General features: G+C 62.4%; 21 protein-coding genes. 3 read left to right on the forward strand and 18 right to left on the reverse strand.

What is annotated here, in order from left to right:
* From ACESNG_RS09225 to ACESNG_RS09275, 11 genes are all read right to left on the reverse strand, one after another.
* The coding region (locus ACESNG_RS09225) for an ABC transporter permease (protein WP_373068674.1) at window positions 1–826 on the reverse strand (826 nt) is incomplete at its 3' end.
* 65 nt (window positions 827–891) lie between these two features.
* Window positions 892–1,992 (reverse strand): ABC transporter substrate-binding protein, encoded by a 1,101-nt coding sequence (locus ACESNG_RS09230; RefSeq protein WP_373068676.1) that lies wholly within the window; start codon window positions 1,990–1,992, stop codon window positions 892–894.
* Between the two features lie 143 nt (window positions 1,993–2,135).
* Window positions 2,136–2,381, reverse strand: coding sequence for a EutN/CcmL family microcompartment protein (locus ACESNG_RS09235; protein ID WP_373068678.1), 246 nt, complete (start codon window positions 2,379–2,381; stop codon window positions 2,136–2,138).
* A complete protein-coding gene (locus ACESNG_RS09240) occupies window positions 2,378–2,707 on the reverse strand; it encodes a BMC domain-containing protein (RefSeq protein ID WP_373068680.1) in 330 nt (109 codons plus the stop codon). Before ACESNG_RS09240 ends, ACESNG_RS09235 begins: the two co-directional genes overlap by 4 nt.
* 13 nt (window positions 2,708–2,720) lie before the next feature.
* Window positions 2,721–3,029, reverse strand: coding sequence for a BMC domain-containing protein (locus ACESNG_RS09245; protein ID WP_373068682.1), 309 nt, complete (start codon window positions 3,027–3,029; stop codon window positions 2,721–2,723).
* A 60-nt stretch (window positions 3,030–3,089) separates the two neighbouring features.
* The gene (locus ACESNG_RS09250) at window positions 3,090–3,941 is read right to left on the reverse strand and encodes a 2-amino-5-chlorophenol 1,6-dioxygenase subunit alpha (RefSeq protein ID WP_373068684.1); all 852 of its coding nucleotides are present in this window, start codon (window positions 3,939–3,941) and stop codon (window positions 3,090–3,092) included.
* The gene (locus ACESNG_RS09255; RefSeq protein ID WP_373068686.1) at window positions 3,911–5,083 is read right to left on the reverse strand and encodes a tRNA U-34 5-methylaminomethyl-2-thiouridine biosynthesis protein; all 1,173 of its coding nucleotides are present in this window, start codon (window positions 5,081–5,083) and stop codon (window positions 3,911–3,913) included. The genes ACESNG_RS09250 and ACESNG_RS09255 overlap by 31 nt, the downstream gene beginning before the upstream one ends.
* Window positions 4,974–5,849 (reverse strand): IclR family transcriptional regulator, encoded by an 876-nt coding sequence (locus ACESNG_RS09260; RefSeq protein ID WP_373068688.1) that lies wholly within the window; start codon window positions 5,847–5,849, stop codon window positions 4,974–4,976. The genes ACESNG_RS09255 and ACESNG_RS09260 overlap by 110 nt, the downstream gene beginning before the upstream one ends.
* Window positions 5,846–6,892 (reverse strand): 4-hydroxy-2-oxovalerate aldolase, encoded by a 1,047-nt coding sequence (gene dmpG / locus ACESNG_RS09265; RefSeq protein WP_373068690.1) that lies wholly within the window; start codon window positions 6,890–6,892, stop codon window positions 5,846–5,848. Before dmpG ends, ACESNG_RS09260 begins: the two co-directional genes overlap by 4 nt.
* A gap of 1 nt (window position 6,893) precedes the next feature.
* Window positions 6,894–7,778 (reverse strand): acetaldehyde dehydrogenase (acetylating), encoded by an 885-nt coding sequence (locus ACESNG_RS09270; RefSeq protein WP_373068714.1) that lies wholly within the window; start codon window positions 7,776–7,778, stop codon window positions 6,894–6,896.
* A 53-nt stretch (window positions 7,779–7,831) separates the two neighbouring features.
* Window positions 7,832–8,647: a 2-keto-4-pentenoate hydratase gene (locus ACESNG_RS09275; protein ID WP_373068692.1), complete on the reverse strand. Its 816-nt coding sequence runs from the start codon at window positions 8,645–8,647 to the stop codon at window positions 7,832–7,834.
* Window positions 8,648–9,003: 356 nt separating this feature from the next.
* Between ACESNG_RS09275 and ACESNG_RS09280 the strand changes: the two genes are divergently transcribed.
* The gene (locus ACESNG_RS09280; RefSeq protein ID WP_373068694.1) at window positions 9,004–9,681 is read left to right on the forward strand and encodes a GntR family transcriptional regulator; all 678 of its coding nucleotides are present in this window, start codon (window positions 9,004–9,006) and stop codon (window positions 9,679–9,681) included.
* Window positions 9,682–9,684: 3 nt separating this feature from the next.
* Here the strand turns inward: ACESNG_RS09280 and ACESNG_RS09285 are convergent, their stop codons facing one another.
* The 6 genes from ACESNG_RS09285 to ACESNG_RS09310 all read right to left on the reverse strand — a co-directional run bounded on the left by ACESNG_RS09285 (window position 9,685) and on the right by ACESNG_RS09310 (window position 16,796).
* Window positions 9,685–11,124 carry an aldehyde dehydrogenase gene (locus tag ACESNG_RS09285; RefSeq protein WP_373068696.1) on the reverse strand — a complete coding sequence of 480 codons (1,440 nt, stop codon included), beginning with the start codon at window positions 11,122–11,124 and terminating at the stop codon, window positions 9,685–9,687.
* On the reverse strand, window positions 11,121–11,906 hold the full coding sequence (locus ACESNG_RS09290) for a 2-keto-4-pentenoate hydratase (protein ID WP_373068698.1): 786 nt from the start codon (window positions 11,904–11,906) through the stop codon (window positions 11,121–11,123). Before ACESNG_RS09290 ends, ACESNG_RS09285 begins: the two co-directional genes overlap by 4 nt.
* Window positions 11,907–11,957: 51 nt before the next feature.
* Window positions 11,958–12,554 carry a RidA family protein gene (locus tag ACESNG_RS09295; protein WP_373068700.1) on the reverse strand — a complete coding sequence of 199 codons (597 nt, stop codon included), beginning with the start codon at window positions 12,552–12,554 and terminating at the stop codon, window positions 11,958–11,960.
* Between the two features lie 104 nt (window positions 12,555–12,658).
* A complete protein-coding gene (locus tag ACESNG_RS09300; RefSeq protein ID WP_373068702.1) occupies window positions 12,659–12,979 on the reverse strand; it encodes a hypothetical protein in 321 nt (106 codons plus the stop codon).
* A complete protein-coding gene (locus ACESNG_RS09305) occupies window positions 12,976–14,751 on the reverse strand; it encodes an ArdC family protein (RefSeq protein WP_373068704.1) in 1,776 nt (591 codons plus the stop codon). Before ACESNG_RS09305 ends, ACESNG_RS09300 begins: the two co-directional genes overlap by 4 nt.
* Window positions 14,751–16,796 (reverse strand): type IV secretory system conjugative DNA transfer family protein, encoded by a 2,046-nt coding sequence (locus ACESNG_RS09310; protein WP_373068706.1) that lies wholly within the window; start codon window positions 16,794–16,796, stop codon window positions 14,751–14,753. Before ACESNG_RS09310 ends, ACESNG_RS09305 begins: the two co-directional genes overlap by 1 nt.
* A gap of 298 nt (window positions 16,797–17,094) precedes the next feature.
* Between ACESNG_RS09310 and ACESNG_RS09315 the strand changes: the two genes are divergently transcribed.
* The gene (locus tag ACESNG_RS09315; protein WP_373068708.1) at window positions 17,095–17,784 is read left to right on the forward strand and encodes a hypothetical protein; all 690 of its coding nucleotides are present in this window, start codon (window positions 17,095–17,097) and stop codon (window positions 17,782–17,784) included.
* A gap of 128 nt (window positions 17,785–17,912) precedes the next feature.
* On the forward strand, window positions 17,913–18,761 hold the full coding sequence (locus ACESNG_RS09320) for a hypothetical protein (RefSeq protein WP_373068710.1): 849 nt from the start codon (window positions 17,913–17,915) through the stop codon (window positions 18,759–18,761).
* Between the two features lie 377 nt (window positions 18,762–19,138).
* Here ACESNG_RS09320 and ACESNG_RS09325 read toward each other — a convergent pair.
* Window positions 19,139–19,349 (reverse strand): hypothetical protein (locus ACESNG_RS09325; RefSeq protein ID WP_373068712.1); only part of this gene is annotated, 211 nt, incomplete at its 5' end.

Below are 19,349 nucleotides of genomic sequence, written 5' to 3' on the forward strand. Positions count from 1 at the left end.
GAATGTCGCTCGGTTGAAGGCCCGCACCAAGGGCGAACGAGACAATGAACCGGTAGGCCAGCGAACCAACAACACAAGCGATGACGCCGCGAACCACCGACTTGTTTCCGAACAGAGCCTCGCCGAGAACGACTGTGCCTAGTCCAGCAACAATGACGCCCAGCCCCATGTTGACATCGGAGAAGCCCTGACGTTGAGTTACGAGAGCACCAGATAGTGCTACCAGTCCATTGCCGAGCGCTAGGGCAGCGACGACCATCAACGTGGCCGACACACCGACGCTGGTTGCCATCGGCTCCGAGCTCCCTGTCGCTCGCATTCCGAGCCCGAACTGGGTGTTCAGGATCCACCACACGAACAGCGCCGCACCGCCGCCGACGACGGCCAGGATCAGGACGAATCTCACGGTCCTGTCGTCCCCGACGGACAAGAAGCTCAGGCTGTCGAAGATCGTAGAATCACCTATCGGCTGGGTAGCTGTGCCCGTAAATCTTCGTGTGACAGTGAAAAAGAACGTTGCAGTGATGATTCCTGCAACCAAGTCGGCAATGTAGAAGGCCCGATTGAGCAAGGCGGTCATGATGCCCGGAATGAAACCGGCAACGAACGCTGCCAGTGTTCCCGCTACTGGGTGCCAACCCCATTGAGAAATCGTTACAGCTGCGACAGCGCCACCCCATGCAAAGGATCCTTCAACAGTCAGGTCGGGGAAGCCGACTACTCGCAAAGCCAGATACACACCGAGGGCCAGTCCGATGTACAGGAATCCTTCGGTGAAGGTGTTGCGAATGATCGGTTCCCAGCCGCCTTGCAGGAAAGCGGTCATTGCGCCCAGCATGTGAACTCAGAACGCTTCGGAAAGAGGCTGGCAGTGAACCTGCACCCAGCGGGTCACTGGCAGTCGATGACTTCGGTTGCAGCGTTGATTACTGATTGCGGGAAGACAAAGCCTTGCGCTTTGGCCGCACACAAGTTCAGCACCGTGGCATCAGCCGGAACATACACTGTGGGAATGGACCCAGGGGCCGCGCCATTGAGAACTTGGATCGCCAGCTCAGCCGCGATCGTTCCGGAGCGAGGGAAGGAAAACCCGACGGTTCCGAGACAGCCTGGTGCGCCATCCTCAGGGTTTGCTGGCTTCACTGCGGTCGTGTCGGCGCAGAACAACGGAACGCCGGTCGACTCCGAGACTTGGACCAGTGCTGGCAGCCCCTCGAGTGCGGTTGAAGAGGCAGGGAACCAGATGACATCAACCTGGCTGGCCAGTTGTTGCGCTGCAGCTGCGACTTCGGCGGTACTGGCCGCCGTCGTACGAACGACTTCAAAGTCGCCAAGCTCGGCGAGCGCCGCTTCGGCGACATCAGCCTGGAAGATAGCGTTCTGCTCGGCGTCGTTGTAGATGAAGCCGAATGTTCGAATGTCGGGGCTCGAATCGATGATGAGCTTCATCTGGTCGGCGATCGGGCCGAGTGATGAAACACCCGTGACGTTTCCGTCGTCTCCAGAGTCATCGTCACGGATGCCCGCCCCCACCGGATCCGCCACTGCTCCGAAGATGATCGGCCGATCGTCGACTTCGTTAGCGAGCGCTTGAGTCGATGCAGTTGCGATGCCGAGGAAAATGTCGTAGTCGCCTGAGCTCAACTGTTGGGCAATCGGAGCGGTATTGCCCACCACTCCTTCGGCTGGGAGATAATCGAACTCCCAGCCGTCTTCACCATATTCCTCGTTCATGCGCTCGATGAAAGCCTCGCGAAGGCCATCCAGTGGTGGGATCGTTGCGAACTGTGTGATCCCCACACGGATGGGTTCCGCTGGTGTTGTCGCGGGCGGTTCCTCAGTTGTCGTCGGAGCCTCATCCGACGCTGGCCCAGTCGAGTTGGTCTCGCTCGCGGTTGTTTCTGTCGAGGCGGAGTCATCCGAGTCGGATCCACATGCAGCCACACCAAGTAACGCCGCAACCGCAACGAATCGATAGAAGTTCTTTTTCATTGTTCTCCCCTTATTGAAGTGTGAACCCAGGAGAGCCTTGAGCACCCCTTGGATGAGCCGCCGGACGGATATCCCGCTCTGTGTATGGTCGTTCGTGTGGAAAGCGAGGGGCAAGTCCGGGTTCCACTGTGTGGAACCGTTCTCTAGTCGAGTGGGTCGGTGTCCGCGACCAGTGCGACAATTGCGGCGTCTGTCGGACAACCAGCTAGGTCGGTAGCGGCTTGGTCGGTGACGATCAAGACACGGGCGCCAAGCGCCGCCTCCACGAGGTCGATCGCAACCGTGAGTGAATCGTCGCCATGGGCTCTACATGCCATCATTCGGGTGCCGTGGAACTGATCGACCTTGCGGTCGGCCCATACCCTTGCCACGACGGTTGCAAGGATCATGCAGACCCGTGTTCCAGCGCCGGTGCGCTGCCAGTGAAGACCTTGCGAGATCCGTTGTCCAGCACATTCAGCGATGCATCGTCGGGCTTGGGGTACATCCTTGCGGCCTTCAGCTCACCGTGTTCGCGCACGGCGAGTTCGCCTATCTCGAGCGCCTGGCGCACCGCGGCAACGGAGCCTTCGAGCGCTGCAGCCAAGTAGCCCATCCCTACCTTCTGGATGGCGACGCATTGCACGTCCGCCGTCTTGCACATCGCTTCAATGCCGGCGGTGAGCGCTACGAGGCCCCTGGCTTCGATGATGCCTACTGCTTTCGTGGCAGTCATTTGGTTGCTCCTTTCACATTCCGTCCAAGACCATGGGGTCTTGGGCAAGGACTGACACGGCGTGGCTAGGGGCTGCGAAGATCACCGAACGCACTTTCTCGCCTCCGGCCGCAGTCGCGCATTGCACCCCGATCTCAATGGCTTCCTCGACATCTGCGAGTTGTCCGAGGATCGCTACTGCGACTAGGCCCCCTCCCAGTCGGGTTACGCCACTGATATGGATATTGGTAGCTTTCACCATGGCGTCGACCGCATCGAAGATCGGCAAGAAGCCATCGGCTTCCAGGAATCCTGCGGCAGAACCGTTTGGTTGGTTCGTCATCTGATGTCTCGCTCCTCAGTTGTGTGTTTGTTATTCGCGGCGATCAGGTTCACTACTGCATCAAGACTTCGTCCAGTGCACCACCGCAGCGCCGGTGCCCCACACCGAACCGTATGCTCTCACGTCGCCGGGCGCCGTGAGCAAGCCAGTGCCCGCCAAGAAATTGATGGCACGAAACTGACTGTCGGCAGCGGCAGCCTGCGAGAACTGCTCGCGAAGCTCCAAGACTTCGTTGACACGCCCGGTACCCAGGAGTTCAAGGATTCGCCTGTTCCAGGTGTCGTGTTGCTCGCTGAAGATGCGCTCGTCCTGTGGCCGAAGCCACTGTTGGTGCACGCCGGTCGAGAGTCCTGAGACCGCAACGACCCCGATTCGCTTGCCGGAGTTCACTGCCGCCAGCGAGGCACACTCTCCAAGAGTGGTCATCAGTTCGGGGCCTGCGTAAAGATTCATCGACGCCGATGCAACGGGCTTCCGGCCTCCCGGATTCAGGAGCATCATTGCCGCGATCGTTCCGGTGTCGATCGGGAAGCCTTCGTAGTCGGTGCGGTGCACGTCGAAGCCGGCTGCGGCCGTCGAATCGATCCAGCATTCGGTAAGTGTTGGATCGGTGTGTAGGTCGTATTCCAGTTCGCCGTAGTCGTAGGCGTACCAATTCTCGTCGACGTGGACACCGTGAGGATGCTCAGCGGTTTGGAACTGGAACCCGAGCACGGTGAACCACTGCGTCGACACGACGAGCCAGGTGTCCACATCATCGGCAAGTTCTCGTCCGAGTTCGATCGCTGCTTTCGAAAGTTCTTTCCAAGAAACTGCAGGGTCGTCCGCAGTCAGGTGGGGCATTCCCGGTACAAGCAAGGCGTGAGCTACATGACCTGGACTCATGAAATCATGCTCTTTCCCATATCCCATTCGACGATCCCGTTACCAGTGCCAATAACGGTGCCGTAGGCGAGAACATCGGCGGGCATGACCGGCCATCCGAGGGCGGACAACATCCAGGTCAACGAACCGGCTTTCGTTTCCGATGCGGTTGCTTCTATATGAGCGCTGATGATGCTTCGAAGGTCGTCAGGTCCGAGACCAGAGCGCAACGCTTCCAGCAGGTGCATGTCCCACTGATACTGATGCTGATTGTAGATGTGCTCGGCCGACATGTCTTCCGGTGGGTCCGGCTCGCGATCCCAATGCATGTGGGAGAGCGAGTTGGAGGCAATAACAATAGCCCGACGGCCAGTTGCTTCGATCGCCGTCCGAGTTGCCTCACCCAAGAGTTCCATTTGGTCCTGCGGGGCGTCGCTGTAGAAGTAGGGGTTGTTGTTGGCCGACAGAGAAACGACTGGGATGTCCCACGAATCGTTGACGAGGTGGAGCGATCCAATCGTGGCGTAATCGACACGCAGCCGTGGGTTCGTCATCCTGCCGACTGTGAGCCCCAGACCTTCGGCCGAATCCGCAATCGCATGTGCGAGTTCAACGTCAGTCTGAAAATCGTAGTGGTAGCGAAACAGGTGGGGGAAGATCGGCTCAACCGACACTCCCGTCGAACGCGGCACGCAGTTGACGTGATGGCCGACCATCGTGATCCAATGGGGGGCGTGAACTACGATTACGTCGGGGCGGTAGACCTCTCGGATACGGCGGCGGACACCCTCGTACGCCCACCGCAGCGTCTCCCAACCACCCTCCGATCGAGGCTCGTTTTGGATGGGGTTCTCTCCGTAGATCAGGTGAGGAGGATGCGGAGCCAGGAAACCGGCCACGATTCCCCCTTCTGATCTCTTGGGGCTTGTTGGTTCGAGCGGCCTTTGCTCGCCGAGTTGCGGCGATGGCCGAGCACCAACGGGCAGACGGAACACATTCGACACCTTGGTCACCGTACTCTCAAGATGCGCGGCGCGAACCTGGGTCGGTTCCACCCAGCGGGACGGTTGCGCTTGGGCATCAGACTCGGCCGCGCAGTTCGTCGGAGATCTGTTGGGAAACTTGACGGACCAAGGGGAGGAGGAAGCCCGGGTTGAATTGGAGGCTCGCACACCCAGCCGACACCGCACCAATCGCGAAGCCGTCTGAACCGAGAACTGGCGCCGCCACACATGTGATGCCGAGGACTGCCTCCTCACGGTCAATCGCCGCTCCTCGCTCTCGCACCGCAGCGAGTTCGTCCGCGAGCACCCGTTTCGAGACGATCGAGTGCCGTGTTCGCGGCGCCAGCCCACGTTCCACAGCCTGCTCGACGACGTCCGGGCACGAGAAGGCAAGCACGGCCTTCCCGAGCCCCGTGCAGTGAGCAGGCATTCGCGAACCAACGGACGTGGGAATGCGAGATTCGAACGAAGCGCCGACTTTGCTGATGTACAACACCTCGCCTGCGTCAACGATGCCGATTTGGACAACGGTGCGAGTCGCCCGAGAGAGCGACTCCGCATAGGTGTTTCCCCTCTCCTTCAGAATCGATTGGCGAGGTACCGCACTGCCCCACTCGAAGAGTTGTAGACCCAGCCGAATTCGAGCCCCGCGACGTTCAAGTACTCCCCACTCCTCAAGTTGGCTGATAAGTCGGTGGGCTGTCGACTTCGGCAGACCAGCACGTTTTGCCAACTCGGTCAACGAGAGCGAGTGTTCACCAGGGTTGAACGCATCGATAATCCGAAACGCCCGAGTAAGAACTGCGTCTCTGCAGTTGTCAGCAGTCTCCGCGTCGCAAGGTTCGGTCTCACTGTCGATCGCTCTCGTTGAGGCCGGTCCACGAACTGCCTCGCTCAGAGGAGGACCGTCCAAAACTGAATTCGAACCAGGAGTAGAACGTTGAATGCTCATGCGTCGGCTCCTTTGACGATGTCGAGGGCGACGTCGATGATCATGTCTTCCTGTCCCCCGACGAGTCCGCGGCGTCCGACCTCGACCAGGATCTGGCGGACGTCGACGTCATACCGCTCCGATGCGGCTTCGGCGTGGCGAAGGAAGCTCGAGTACACGCCGGCGTGGCCGAGCGTGAGCGTCTCACGGTCGACCTGCACCGGGCGGTCCTGTGCCGGGCGAACCAGTTCCTCTGCAGCGTCTTCGAGAGCGAACAGGTCGCAGCCGTGGTCCCAGCCGAGCAGGTCGGCCGCAGCGACGAACACTTCCAGCGGGGCGTTGCCGGCACCGGCGCCCATCCCGGCGAGCGAGGCGTCGACGCGTACGGCACCGCACTCGACGGCGATGAGCGAGTTGGCGACGCCGAGCGACAGGTTGTGATGCGCGTGGATACCCAGCTCGGTTGCAGGGTCGAGCACGTCGCGGTACGCCATGAAACGATCACGAACCCCGTCCATCGTGAGCCGACCGCCGGAGTCGACCACGTACACGCAGTGAGCGCCGTAGCTCTCCATCAGCTTGGCTTGCTGTGCGAGCGACGCCGGGTCGGTCATGTGGCTCATCATCAAGAACCCAGCAACATCCATGTCGAGCTCACGGGCCAGGGCGATGTGCTGCGCGGAGATGTCGGCCTCGGTGCAGTGCGTGGCGACACGCACCGACCGCACACCGAGATCGTGCGCGCGGCGCAGGTCGGGTGCGGTCCCGATACCGGGAAGCAGCAGCGTGGCGAGCTTGGCGTTCTTCAACACATCGGCGGCTTCGGCCAGCCATTCCCAGTCGGTGAACGCGCCGAAGCCGTAGTTGAACGACGAACCGGCGAGCCCGTCGCCGTGAGCGACCTCGATCGATGCGACGCCTGCCGCGTCGAGCGCCTTCGCGATCTCGCGCACCTGCATGAGGGTGTACTTGTGGCGGATGGCGTGCATGCCGTCGCGCAGCGTGACGTCTTGGATGTACAGGCGCCCGGCGGGCACCTTGGCGTCGGGGAGGAGATCTCCCATGTCAGGCTCCTGTCCGTGTGGAGTACTCGACGAGCGACTCGGCGGTCTGCAACGCCGCCGACGTCATGATGTCGAGGTTGCCGGCATAGCTCGGCAGATAGTGAGCTGCACCCTCCACCTCCAGCAGCACGGTCACCTTCAAACCAACGTACTTGCGGTCGAGATCGGGGATGCGCAGCGGTTCGTCGATCGTGATCTCCTCAACCTGCACCGCCTGTTTGAGCCGATAGCCGGGAACGTACTTCGACACCTTGTCGACCATGTCGTGGATTGCTTGCACCACCAGCGCCTCATCGGCGGTGGCGGCCAGACAGTAGACCGTGTCACGCATCATCAGCGGCGGCTCGGCCGGGTTGAGGACGATGATCGCCTTGCCCCGCTCGGCTCCGCCGACCACTTCGAGACCCTTCGCCGTGGTCTCGGTGAACTCGTCGATGTTCGCCCGGGTGCCCGGGCCGGCCGACTTCGACGCGATCGAGGCGACGATCTCGGCGTAGTACACGTCGGTGACGCTCTTGACCGCGGCCACGATCGGGATGGTGGCCTGGCCGCCGCAGGTGACCATGTTGACGTTGGTGGCGTGCAGGTGATCAGCGAGGTTCACCGCCGGCACCACGAACGGCCCCATCGCCGCCGGGGTCAGGTCGATCATCCGCTTACCAGACGGCTCCAGCAGCGACGCGTTGTGACGATGCGCTCCCGCCGAGGTGGCATCGAACACGATGTCGATCTCGTCGAAGCCGTCCATCTTCAGCAACCCCTCGACACCCTCGTGGGTGATGGGAACCTTCATGCGCGAAGCACGGGCGAGGCCGTCGGAGTCGGCATCGATGCCGACCATCGCCCCCATCTCCAACGAGTCCGAGGTGCGCAACACCTTGATCATCAAGTCGGTGCCGATGTTTCCCGACCCGATGATAGCGACCTTCGTTTTCGTCGTCACGGCATGACTCCTAGCTGATCGGGTCGTCGGGCGAATCGTGCAGTGACCGTGCCCAGACCCGTGATCGTGGCAGCCACTTCGTCGCCAGGCGCCACTGCCGCCATCGGACCGAGTGCTCCGGTGAGCACCACGCCGCCGGCGCGCAACGGCGTGCCCGCCTGCGACATCGTGTCGGCCAACCAACGCGCCGCGATCAGCGGGTTGCCGAGACATGCCGCACCATTGCCGGTCGACACCTGCTCGCCGTTGACATCCATGGACATCTCCACCGCAGCCAGATCGAGCCCGTCGAGACGCACCGGCACCGTGCCGAGCACGTAGCGACCCGACGAAGCATTGTCGGCAACGGTGTCGATGAAGGTGATCTTCCAATCGGCCACCCGCGAGTCGACGATCTCCAACACCGGCAACACATAATCGACGGCACTGATCACATCGGCAATCGAGTGCACCTTCAGATCGAGATCGTGACGCAACACGAACGCCACCTCAGCCTCCACCTTCGGCTGCAACAGGTCGGTGACCGGCACCTCCTCGCCGCTCGCATGTGCCAGCTCCGCGAACAGCACCCCGAAGTCCGGGCGGTCGACACCCAACTGGCGCTGCACGGCCAGCGACGTCAAACCGATCTTGTGCCCATTGAGGCGCCAACCACGCTCGGCACACACACGAGCAACATTGCGCTGAGCAACGGCATACGCCCCCTCGATGTCATCGGCGTCGATCAGATCGCGCACCGGCGCACACGGCTCACCACTCGCCCCTGCGTTCCAGAGGCGGTCAGCCGCCTCCTGGATCCTCTGCTCGCTCAAGACGATTCACCTGCTTTCTGTGATGGACGGTTGTTGTTGGGACTGCAATGGCAGATGGCCGCGGCCCTCTCGGCGCGGCCGAATCGAGGTCGACGCTGAGGCATGGGTTCATTGGCGGAGGCTAAACCCAGCTCAGCTCCTGGCATAGGGGAGTTCGATGGGACAAGGAAACGGCTCGACTTGCAGCGGGACGCCCGTACCATCCTCCGTCCCCCGAATGTGGCGCCGAGCCGAACACCTCGAGCGCAGGCCGAACCGATCCGCGGAAGATATGTTGAGGGTGGTGCGTCCAGGATGACGGGTGGTCGGGAAGCGCCTAGCGACCCATCCAGCCCGACATAACCTAAGGTGAGAATATGGCCGAGCGACCTGCCGCCCTTGCGCCGCAATCCCTTCAAGAGGCGATTTTGGTCCACGTTCGACAGATGCTTCTTGAGGGTATTCTTGCTCCAGGCGAGAAGATCGACGTCGACGCGATCGCCAGAGACTTCGGAATTAGCCCACCCCCTGTTCGCGAGGCACTCAAGCAACTCCAAGCAGAGCGAGTGGTTAGTTGGGCACCCCGCAAAGGTTTCCGAGTCGCCAAGCTCTCGTTCGCTGATTTCTCCGAACTCCAGCACATAACGACGGTCTTGGAAGCTGAAGCAATCCGTCTCGGGGTTCCCCGTCTGACCGATGCCGACATCGCGCAAATGACCAGTCAACGGGAACGAATGGAGCAAGCTCGGAGCGCTCAGGACATGTGGACTCAGATCGTTGCTCACAGAGAAATGCACTTTGTCCCCTACATTGCGTCTGGCATGTCGCGGCTGGTGGAGGAGATCCAGCGCTTCTGGGAGCACACGGACCACTACCGCGTGTTGTACCTGTACAAGGGGGACGCCGATCAGGAGGTCTCTCTGCATCAGCACGTGGACATCATCGAGGCGTGCGAGCAGCGCGACGTAGCGAGCGTGATTGCTCTGATGGATGAGCACCGGACGTTTGCAATGACTCACATGCGCACCGGAATGGAATTCGAAGAGCGTCTTTGAGGATCATGGTTGCTCCTTGATCGCCATCACGACGCTCTTGGGCTCGGTGAAGAACTCCCGGCTGTGGAGACCGCCTTCTCTACCGATTCCCGAGTCTTTGAAGCCGCCGAACGGAGACCGGAGATCTCGAACGTAGAAACAATTGACCCATACGTTGCCCGAGTTGAGCTTTGCGCTCACTCTGTGAGCGCGATTGAGGTCATCGGTGAAGACCATCGCGCTGAGTCCATACTTCGTATCGTTAGCAAGTTGAACCGCTTCGTCTTCGTTGCGGAATGGAATGATCGGGGCGATGGGCCCAAAGATTTCCTCGACAAACAATCGAGCATCGTGCGGGGCCCCAAGGATGACCGTGGGTCTGACCGCCCAGGCATCGTCGACAAGGCCGCCGGTCGCAACGTAGGCGCCTGCGGGAAGATCCTCGAGGAACCCTGCCACCTTCTCATAGTGCTCGAATGAGGCGAGGGGGCCCATCTCTGTGGACGGTTCCCGGGGGTCGCCAAGAAGAATCGCCTCGGCCAATTCGACGAGGCGCTCCACGAAAGACTCGTAGCACCTCTCCTGAACGTAGATCCGACTGCCGCAGAGGCAGATCTGCCCAGAGTTGCTAAAGATGGCTCGCGCAGCCCACTCTGCGGCGGTCGTGAGGTCGGCGTCGTCAAATACGATCGTGGCTCCCTTCCCTCCGAGTTCAAGGCTCACGGGAGTGAGATTGGCGGCCGCCGCAGCAGCAATCGATCTTCCAGTTGAGGTCTCGCCCGTGAATGTGATCCTGTCAATCAGTGGCGACTCTGTGAGGAACTGGCCTGCCGAGTCCGGCCCAAAGCCTTGGACAACGTTGAGGACGCCGTCAGGAATACCGACCTCCGTCGCTAAAGCGGCCAGCATTGTGGCCGACGTCGGGGATGTCTCCGCCGGCTTGAGCACGACCGTATTTCCCCAGGCCAGAGCTGGTGCCACCTTCCAAGTCGCTTGCATCAAGGGAAAGTTCCAGGGAGCGATCGCAGCGACTACTCCGGCGGGCTCGTAGCGGGTATACGCATGGTGGCCAGAGTCCATCGGGAATCGTTCAGCAACCGCAGAGGCTGCGAGGTCGGCGAAAAATCGAAGGTTCGCAACCGAACGGGGCACGTCTGCGCCCATCGATTGGGAAATTGGTTTGCCCATGTCGTAGGTGTCCGCCTCAGCGAACTCTTCTGCATTCTCAGCGAGCGCGTCAGCAAGCCGATGGAGCAGTCGGCCGCGCTCGGAGGTTCCCATCCGCGGCCACGGCCCGTCATCAAAGGCCGCCCTTGCTGACCGAGTCGCACTCAAGACGTCATCCCGACCTCCGAGTGCTACCGACGCCCAAGAGGTCTTGCTGTACGGGTTTACGGACTCGAACCGAGCTGCGGATCGCGACTCTTCGAACGCTCCGTCGATCCAATGAAGGACTTCTTTCACTGGGCCGTCACCTCGACGTCCTCAACCGCAGAGTACGAGGCGCGGATGACATCGCCAGGCTGAATTGCGATCGCATCCATCAGCCCCCCAGCCAGCACCGTGTCGCCCGCGCACAGTCCAGAACCACCAAATGCAAGATGCCGCACGAGTGCAGCAACGCATTCTGCTGGATCGCCAAGCAGGGCATCGCCCGTCGCCGTGCCGACAACCTCGCCGTTCAACGAGAACGAACATCGGATCTCACGAAGATCAACGGATCGGGGTGAGACCCCCTCGCTTCCGACGAGATACTTCGCCGCCGATGTGTTGTCGGCGATGACATCAGCAAAGGTGAACTCGAATCGCGCGTACCTCGAGTCGATCACCTCGATACCGCCGCGTACAGAATCCGTGCAGTCCAAGACATCGTCGGCCGTCACATTGTTTCCCGCAAGGTCATGGCCGATCAGGAAGACCAGTTCCGGTTCGCACCGCGGATGAATGAGTTGATCGATCGGAATTGGATCGCCCGGAGCGAGCAACATCCCCTCTGTTAGAACCCCGTAGATCGGAGCATCCACGCCCATCTGAAGTTGTTTGGCGCGCGAGGTGAGGCCTGCCTTGGCGCCAACGATTCGCTCGCCGGCGATGGTGCGAAGTTCGATACCTGCGGACTGAATGGCGTATGCGTCTTCAGGCGACAGATCAAGTGACTTCGATATGCCAGACATCTCCGTTCGGTGTCGGACCGCTTCCGCCAACACCTCCGCCCAGTGCTCTACTTCATTCTTCGGCAGCGTCATGGACTTCCACTTCCCCCTGTCGCAACAGACCTATGCCGATCTGCGCTCCCTTCACGACTCTCCCTCGCGATGAGCGATGACCGTCATCTCGATCCGCAAGTGCGGGTGCGGAAGTTGAGAAACCCCAACGGTGGTGCGTACCGGTCCGGCGTCCGAAAAGTACTGTGCGTAGGCCTCGTTGTAGGCAGCAAAGTCATTCATGTCAGTGAGGTACGTCGTGACGCTCACGATGTCGCTCAAGTCCAGCCCCACGTCTTCCAGTGTTGCTTTAACGTTCTCAATGCATCCGACAGTCTGTTCAGCGATGTCCATCACGAGCGTGTTCCTCGGCCCGACAAATCTCACCCCGGCAATCGAGTCATCTGGGCGGCGCGCGCTGAGACCGCACACGAAAACGAGATCGCCCACCTCCTTTACATGGGAGTAACCACCCAGTGGCTTCGCAATTCCATCAACTACCTTGCCCATTCGGAGCACCTCCTGAAATTCAAATTTGAAATTTGAAGTCTTACAGAGAGAGCCTCGGGCGTCAAGATCTAACTGTTTCAACGACGTGAACTCTGAGCGATTGTCTGGTGGCCTGACCTCGCTGGGTTCACCTTGGAGGTCCCGATCTTGAAAGGCGAAGACGAGCAGTATCGAGCCCACCGCCTGCGGGTGGAGTTCAGGACCTCGTTGACGTTCCTGCCTCCTACCGTCAACGGCTCGCCGCCGAGTTGTCCTACGTCTCAGTTGCCATCACTTGGCTGACGTCAGGGCCTGATTGCATCCGACCACACGTCAGGCGCCCAGTCTCGGAGCGCTTCCGTAAGACCTACTGCGAACGTGCATCTCGGGATTGTCCCTCTCGCCTTCTCGACCGCTGCTCCCATCGCCGCGAGCGCCTCGGCGAGTTCCTGCGACTGGGGTGCAGGCTCGAAGGCCTTCGACTCGTTGAACTCGGCTTCGACCTGCGCGGTCCAGTCCGTGACTGCTTCGGCGAGGGCGTCGAGAATCGGGATCTCGTCCGCCCAACACGTCGCGAGTACGTCGTCGAGTGCTCTGCGTAGGTCGTCCTCGTTCGGGTCGATCATGGCATCGCTGGTTCTGGGCTCGGGGTGGCTTGAGCGGTGGTGCGTCCGGCCCATTGGTCGAGGATCTCGCGGGTCGGGTTGTAGTCGGGCACGGCGACAAGCGTGCGGGTTGCTCGCATCGAGGGGTGAGCGTGTTGCTGCCATCCGCCTGGGATGTCGGGCCATCCTTCGAGCAGGTCGTTGAATGCTGCGACTCCGTCGCCGTCTCGCAGTGCGATGGCGATTGCCATCGTCCGTTGCGGTGTCGCGTCGATCGTTGCGCAGACCTTGATCGTCTGCTCGGGTGAGAGGTCGAGGCCGTAGGCGAGCGCTGCGATTCGGGCTGGTTCGTGGTTCTGTCGGACCGCTCGTTGGATCAGGCGGAGGTCGTCGAGTCGGTCGTCGCGGAGTTGTCGGGCGATGTCGTCTCGTTGCGCTGTCGACGGCATGAGCGTGTCCACCTCGGCCGGGGACGCAACGGCGAGGAGTGCGGCACGGACCTCGACCTCTGGGAACAGGGTTGGTCGTTCCGGGTCGTTTTGCGGTGCGAGGAGCGCGTCTCGGATCGTTTCGGTGTCGAAACGAACGCTGTCGAGCACTCGCGCCGTTTGCGCTGCGGTGCGACCAGCGGTGGCGATGATGGCTGCCGCTTCTGCGGCCCGGCTCGGGTCGTAGACGATGGTTGCGAGTTGCGTCTTCTGGTGGGGTTCGAGGTCGACCATCACGGCCCTGAGGAATGCTGCGTCGTCGCCTGCCATTCCGCGATCGTCAGCTCTCGGGCTCGGTTCGACCAGCGACAGACTCTCCTGGACGGCTGCGCCTCGATCGATCGGTGGCGGCGATGTAACCGAGGGCGTTTCGATGCCTGGTCGGATCTCGGCGACGTCGGGCTGGTCGATCATGTGGTCGAGGGCGTCGGGTGTGAGTTCGATGCCGAGTTCGACTTCCAGGGTGGTGACGAGTCGTTTGGTCGTGGTGAGGATCTGTTCGGCAGCGGACTGGACGGTGTCGATGTTGCCGGCTGACCAGTTGGCGATGTACGGGATCGAGTAGGCGTCGGAGTCGAGGCCGACGGTTTGGGAGAGGAGGTAGGCGACGGATTCGGCTTCGACTTCTTTGATCGCTCTCGGGACGTCGGTGCGGGTGTCGTGTGCGAGTTCGACGTGGGCCCATTCGTGCAGCAGCGTCTTGAGTCGCTGGGGTGGTTCGAGGTCGTCGGCGACGAGGACGGACTTGGTCGACCAGGTCGTCATCCCGTTCCAGTCATCGACGGGTGTCCGGGTGTGCAGAGCAACGTTGTAGCCGTCGGTTTCGAGGCGTTCGACGACGGCTGCCCAGACGTGTTGCCAACGATTCTCACCGGTGAGGAGCTCTGGCATGACGGCGTCGCCGATGTCGGGCGGCGCGACGAGTTGGCCTTGGTGGAACACCTTCACGGTCCGGAAACCTCGGAGTCGATGGACGGTGGTCTCTTCACCGGTGGTCTCGTCGACGTCTACGGTCTTGGCTTTGAGTGGGGCGAGGATGCTCAACCCGACCACACCCTTGGCGACTTGGCAGCTGCCGCCGCCTTGGGCGGGGACGCGTTGCCAGTTGCGGTAGCCGGCGACATAGCCGGCGGCGCCTTGCAGGGCGAGGAGGAGTTGGTTCTGCGGTGAGTAGCGGTGGAAGCGGCGGGCGGTGGCGAGGTAGTCGAACCACTCGCGACTGGTGGTCATCTGCTCGAACCGTTCGGTGAGTTGTGCGTGGAGGTCGTCGACCAATCGGGCGTGGTCGACTCGGGTGCGAGCCATCACGCCACCTCACCTTCCGCAGCGAGCAGCGAGAGCTGGCCGTCGTCGCCGTTCGGCACGACCGGCACGATCGGCACAGGAACAACCGGCCGGTGATACAAGCGCTCCGGTTTCGGCCGCCACGGTCCGCTCCCGAGAGGTTGCTCGGACCCGGCGTGCGAAGGCGGGTCGGGGACCATCGCGGCGAGGCGTTTGATCTTCCACCACGGTCGGCCCTGCACGTGAGCGGGCGGGGTGTTGGAGTGGATCATCAACGCCGACCCGTACTTCGGAAGCCGCGACAAGAAGTACGGGACGAGAGCTTCGTTGTTCGACTGGCCCGAGATCGAGCGACGGCCCCCGTCGACGTCGTTGGACCACGAGCGTCGCTCGATCAGTTCGTCGCCGACGATCTTCGACACGTACCCGAGCGTCGAATCATCCAACGACCCGGGGAAGAACAGCTTGGTGGCGTGGTTCGTGAGGAGCGTGTCGGGGCGTTTGCCGTAGGCCTCGTGGATCTGGGCGTAGGACTGCCAGATCGTCACCAACTGAATGCCGATGCCGGCACACGTCGAGGACACTTCGGGGAGCCAGTCGAGGGGCATGTTGCCGGCTTCGTCGATCAACATCAACAGCGGCGCCGGGAGTCGGTCGCCGCGCATCTCCCACTCGTACGCCTGCGACTTGAGATCCGACAGCAGCCCGGCGAGGACGGGTGCCAGGCGTTTGTAGTCGTTGAGCGACACCAGCAGAAACAGGGTGTTGGCTCGGTCGCCGTCGACGCCGGTGTCCATCAACCAGTCGAGGTCGATCCACTCGCCGTTACCGTCGAGATCGGTCGCTGCGACGACGTTCGGGTCGAGCCACGGATCACACACCGTCTGCGCGGTCGCGTAGACGGACGCGACGATCCTGGGGTCCGGTTTGTTCCAGATCGCGTGCAGGTGCCTGACCGCTTCCTGCGCAGCGGCGGCCGTCTCGGGGTTCTCGAACGCGTCGTCGAGAATCTCACTGGGCGGGCAGCGCTTCTTCGGGTTCGCTTGGTCGGGCATTGCCATGTCGAACACCCACTTGGCGACCTCGTGCATCGACGGTCGAGCCGACAACGCCGCTGCGCCGAGGAGCCCGGAGAACAGCAACTTGCCCTGCGTCGACCAGAAGTCCATGCCACCCTCGACGCCGGCTTGGGGTGTCCACGCCGACAACGCTTCGCCGGCCTTCTTCGCACCTGACGCGGTATGCGCCATCCGCAGCGGCGACCACCGTCCGATCTCCGCGTCGGCGATCGTGACGTGGCTGCGACCGGCGGCGAGGAAGCCGCCCGGGTCGAACACCCGGATCTCACCGAGTTCGCGACGGCGGGCGATGGTGGTGTCCATCAGGTCACGCTTGACCGACAACACGATTGCGGGGCCGGCCCAGTCCAACAGTCCCGGCTCGGCGCACTGGCTGGTCTTGCCGCACCGGGTCGGCCCGCAGATCGCGAGTGAGGTGATGTCGCCCTGCTGGCCGCTGCGTAGTTCGCCGGTCGCTCGGGCCCAGAGCTTCGCGATCCCGTTGCGACGGTTCGGGGCCCACCGACGGTTCTCGGTGGCCAGCATCCGCCCGTTCCACAGCCCGAACACGAACCGGCCTGGCACCGGCCGCTTGATCAACAACGGTCGCAGCTCGCGGCGAGTCGCGAACCGGGCGTGCGCATCCACCCCCAGTCGACGACGACCCGGGGTGAGTCGTCGCCACAACCGACGCACCCCCACCACACCGACGACCACGACAGCAAACACGCATGCGGTGGCCGTCCAATAGACCGGGGCGCCAGCGATCTGCGAGCGGCTCTCAACCGGCCAGCTATCAGCCGGAACCCCGGGGCGGTCGGCGAGGCCCGGGATGGCCCGCAACGCGTCGCTGAGACCGACTGCGGGTGGTCCGAGCCCGGAAGCGATCGACGACACGGTCGCGCCGCCCCACACGACCATGCACAGCGAGGCGGCGACGATTGCGACGGCGATCAGGATGTGCTCGATCGGCGACATCGACGTGGACGGGGCTGCTGTGGTGCTCATGGATGCCATCTGCGAGCACCCGGTTCCCGAGAACATTCCCGAATCCGAGACCGGAAAGAAATTTCTCTCCCGGCTCTCCCGAGAACACCCCCGAATTCGGCATCACCCCAGCTCAACCGTGGTGGATGCCGCTGGGGCTCCTGAATGTGGGTGGGAACGTTCTCGGGAGCCGGGAAGCAGACGGTGGACCTCGACCAACACCACCTACCCGAGAGGTCGAACCGTGCACACCACCATCACCACCCAACTCGAGCAACGACTCCAACGCTGCAACAGCCCCCGACGACGAACCCAGATCATGACCCGCTGGGCCACCAACACCGCACTCACCGGGCACACCCCCAGCGACATCGTCGACATCTGCCACCGGCCAACCACCGACCAGAACCCCGTCGTCGCCGCACTCATCACACTCCACCAAAACAGCGACGACGACGCCACGACCATCCTCATGGCAGCGCTCCGCCCGATGGTCCTGGCCGCCGCCACCATCCGCCGACCCGGACCGATCCGCAACGAAACGATCGACAACGACTGGGTCGCCGTCGCCCACGTACTCGCCACCATCGACCCAACAGAAGAACCGACCGACAGCGACGGACAACCCATCGTGTACTTCGCGTTCCTGGGCCAACAGATCGGTCGCAGTCGACGCACGTTCGACCCCTCAGCGCGACGCTGGCTCGTCCGACACCAACGCGGCATGCCCCTCGGCGGCACCGTCCCACCACACGACCCCACCACCTACGAGTTCGACCTCCGAGCCGGCACCACACCCGCCAGCGCGGTCGAAGACGGAGCGATCGCGATCATCGAACTACGTCGCATCGTCCACGTCGTCAACAGCGGACAGATCCCGCGATCGCGATGGGAACAACTCGTCGCCCACCGCATCAGCGACCCGAGAGGCGCACCACCCGCCGGCACACGTGTCGCTGTGCACCGCACCGCGCACCGACTCGCCTACCTCGTCGACCACGCCGCCTGACGATGAGCAACGACAACCACATCACCGTGCTCTGGGCTGCCAAAGGCGGCTCCGGCACCACCGTCACCACCGCAGCCGCCGCACTCCACGAGATACGCGTCGTCGTGATCGTCGATCTCCGAGGCGACATGACCGACGTCCTCGCCACACCCTGGCCCACCGTCGGCCTCTCCGACTGGCTCCTGGGCGAACCCGCCCACCCGATCGACGACCTCGTTGTCGACATCGACCCGACCACCCGGCTGCTGCCCACCCGAACACCGATCGACCTCGACCAGGTCAGTGGCGAACGCGTCGCCATCCTGCATCGATGGATGCGCGATACCTCCGCAATCGTGCTCGTCGACGCCGGAACCGGACCGCCCGCTGAAGCGCTCTTGGAGATCGCCGATCGGAACCTGATCGTCACCCGACCCTGCTACCTCGCACTCATGAAGGGAGTTCGGTCTGGTCTGAAACCCGACGGCGTCGTACTCGTCAACGAACCCTCACGCTCGCTCAACACGTCATCCGTCGAGCAGTGTCTGTCGGCTCCGATCGTCGCCACCATCGACGTCCACCCGTCGGTCGCACGATCCGTCGACGCCGGCCTCCTCACCGGCGGCCACGCCCACATCACCAGAACCACCGCGGCGATTACCCGACCCGAACCGAACCGCACAGCAGTCGACCGGTGGCGCGACCTCGACGAACGTCGCCACAGCCCCGACGTCGACTACGGCATGCGATGGCGCACCGCCAGTTCGGGCGACGAGTGGCGAGTGAGCTGGAACCGCGGGTCCGGCGCGCTCTACGCAACCAACCGAGACGAGAGCGTCATCGAAGGCCTCGGCACCTTCACCACCGAATCCGGCGTCACCACAGCGCTACCCGAGTGGGGAACCCACCACCAAGACCCCAACGGCCTCGACTGGATACGACAACAAGTCGAGCCAGCAACGATCACTCCCGAGTTCCCAGGACCAGCACTGCGATGAGCGCGGCCGGCACGAGGAATATCAAGGGCTTCGTCGACCAAGGGCGGCTGCAGAACAGTCCTCACACCGCACGACGCGACCAGACGACCGTCGAACTCGATTGAGACTGGCCGTCTCGTTCACACCTCAACATGGCGGGATGTGCTGCGATACATCCGTCCAACCGATGCCAAAGAACAGTGATCACAACCGAACCGCTGTGAACTACCGCAAGTCGTCCGGCAACGCTGAGTTGTCTGCCCGGCCCATATCTGCGAGGTGAAGAATACGTCATCTCGGGATTCCTCAGCGAGGCTTCGACCTCGGCGATGCCGAGCTCATCTCGCGACATCGACGTTCGGCGTGCTTGGACAGCACGCAGTCCGAACGGTCTGACATCACTTGCCCCACGCAGGATCAACCAGCGCCAATACTGCAACGACGTCAAGGGCGTTAGCCCGTTGCATCCTCAGCATGATGTCGTAGGGCTTGTCTCCGTCATGGTCGTAGACAACGTGCACTCGCCCATCCAGCAAGGCTGCGCCGAAATCCGTACTCTTCGACCCGACCACTACGACATGGTCCCCCGGGAGCATCGCTAGAACATCA

This window comes from Gemmatimonas sp. (assembly GCF_041689975.1).
In the GTDB taxonomy this organism is placed as follows: Bacteria; Gemmatimonadota; Gemmatimonadetes; order Gemmatimonadales; family Gemmatimonadaceae; genus Gemmatimonas.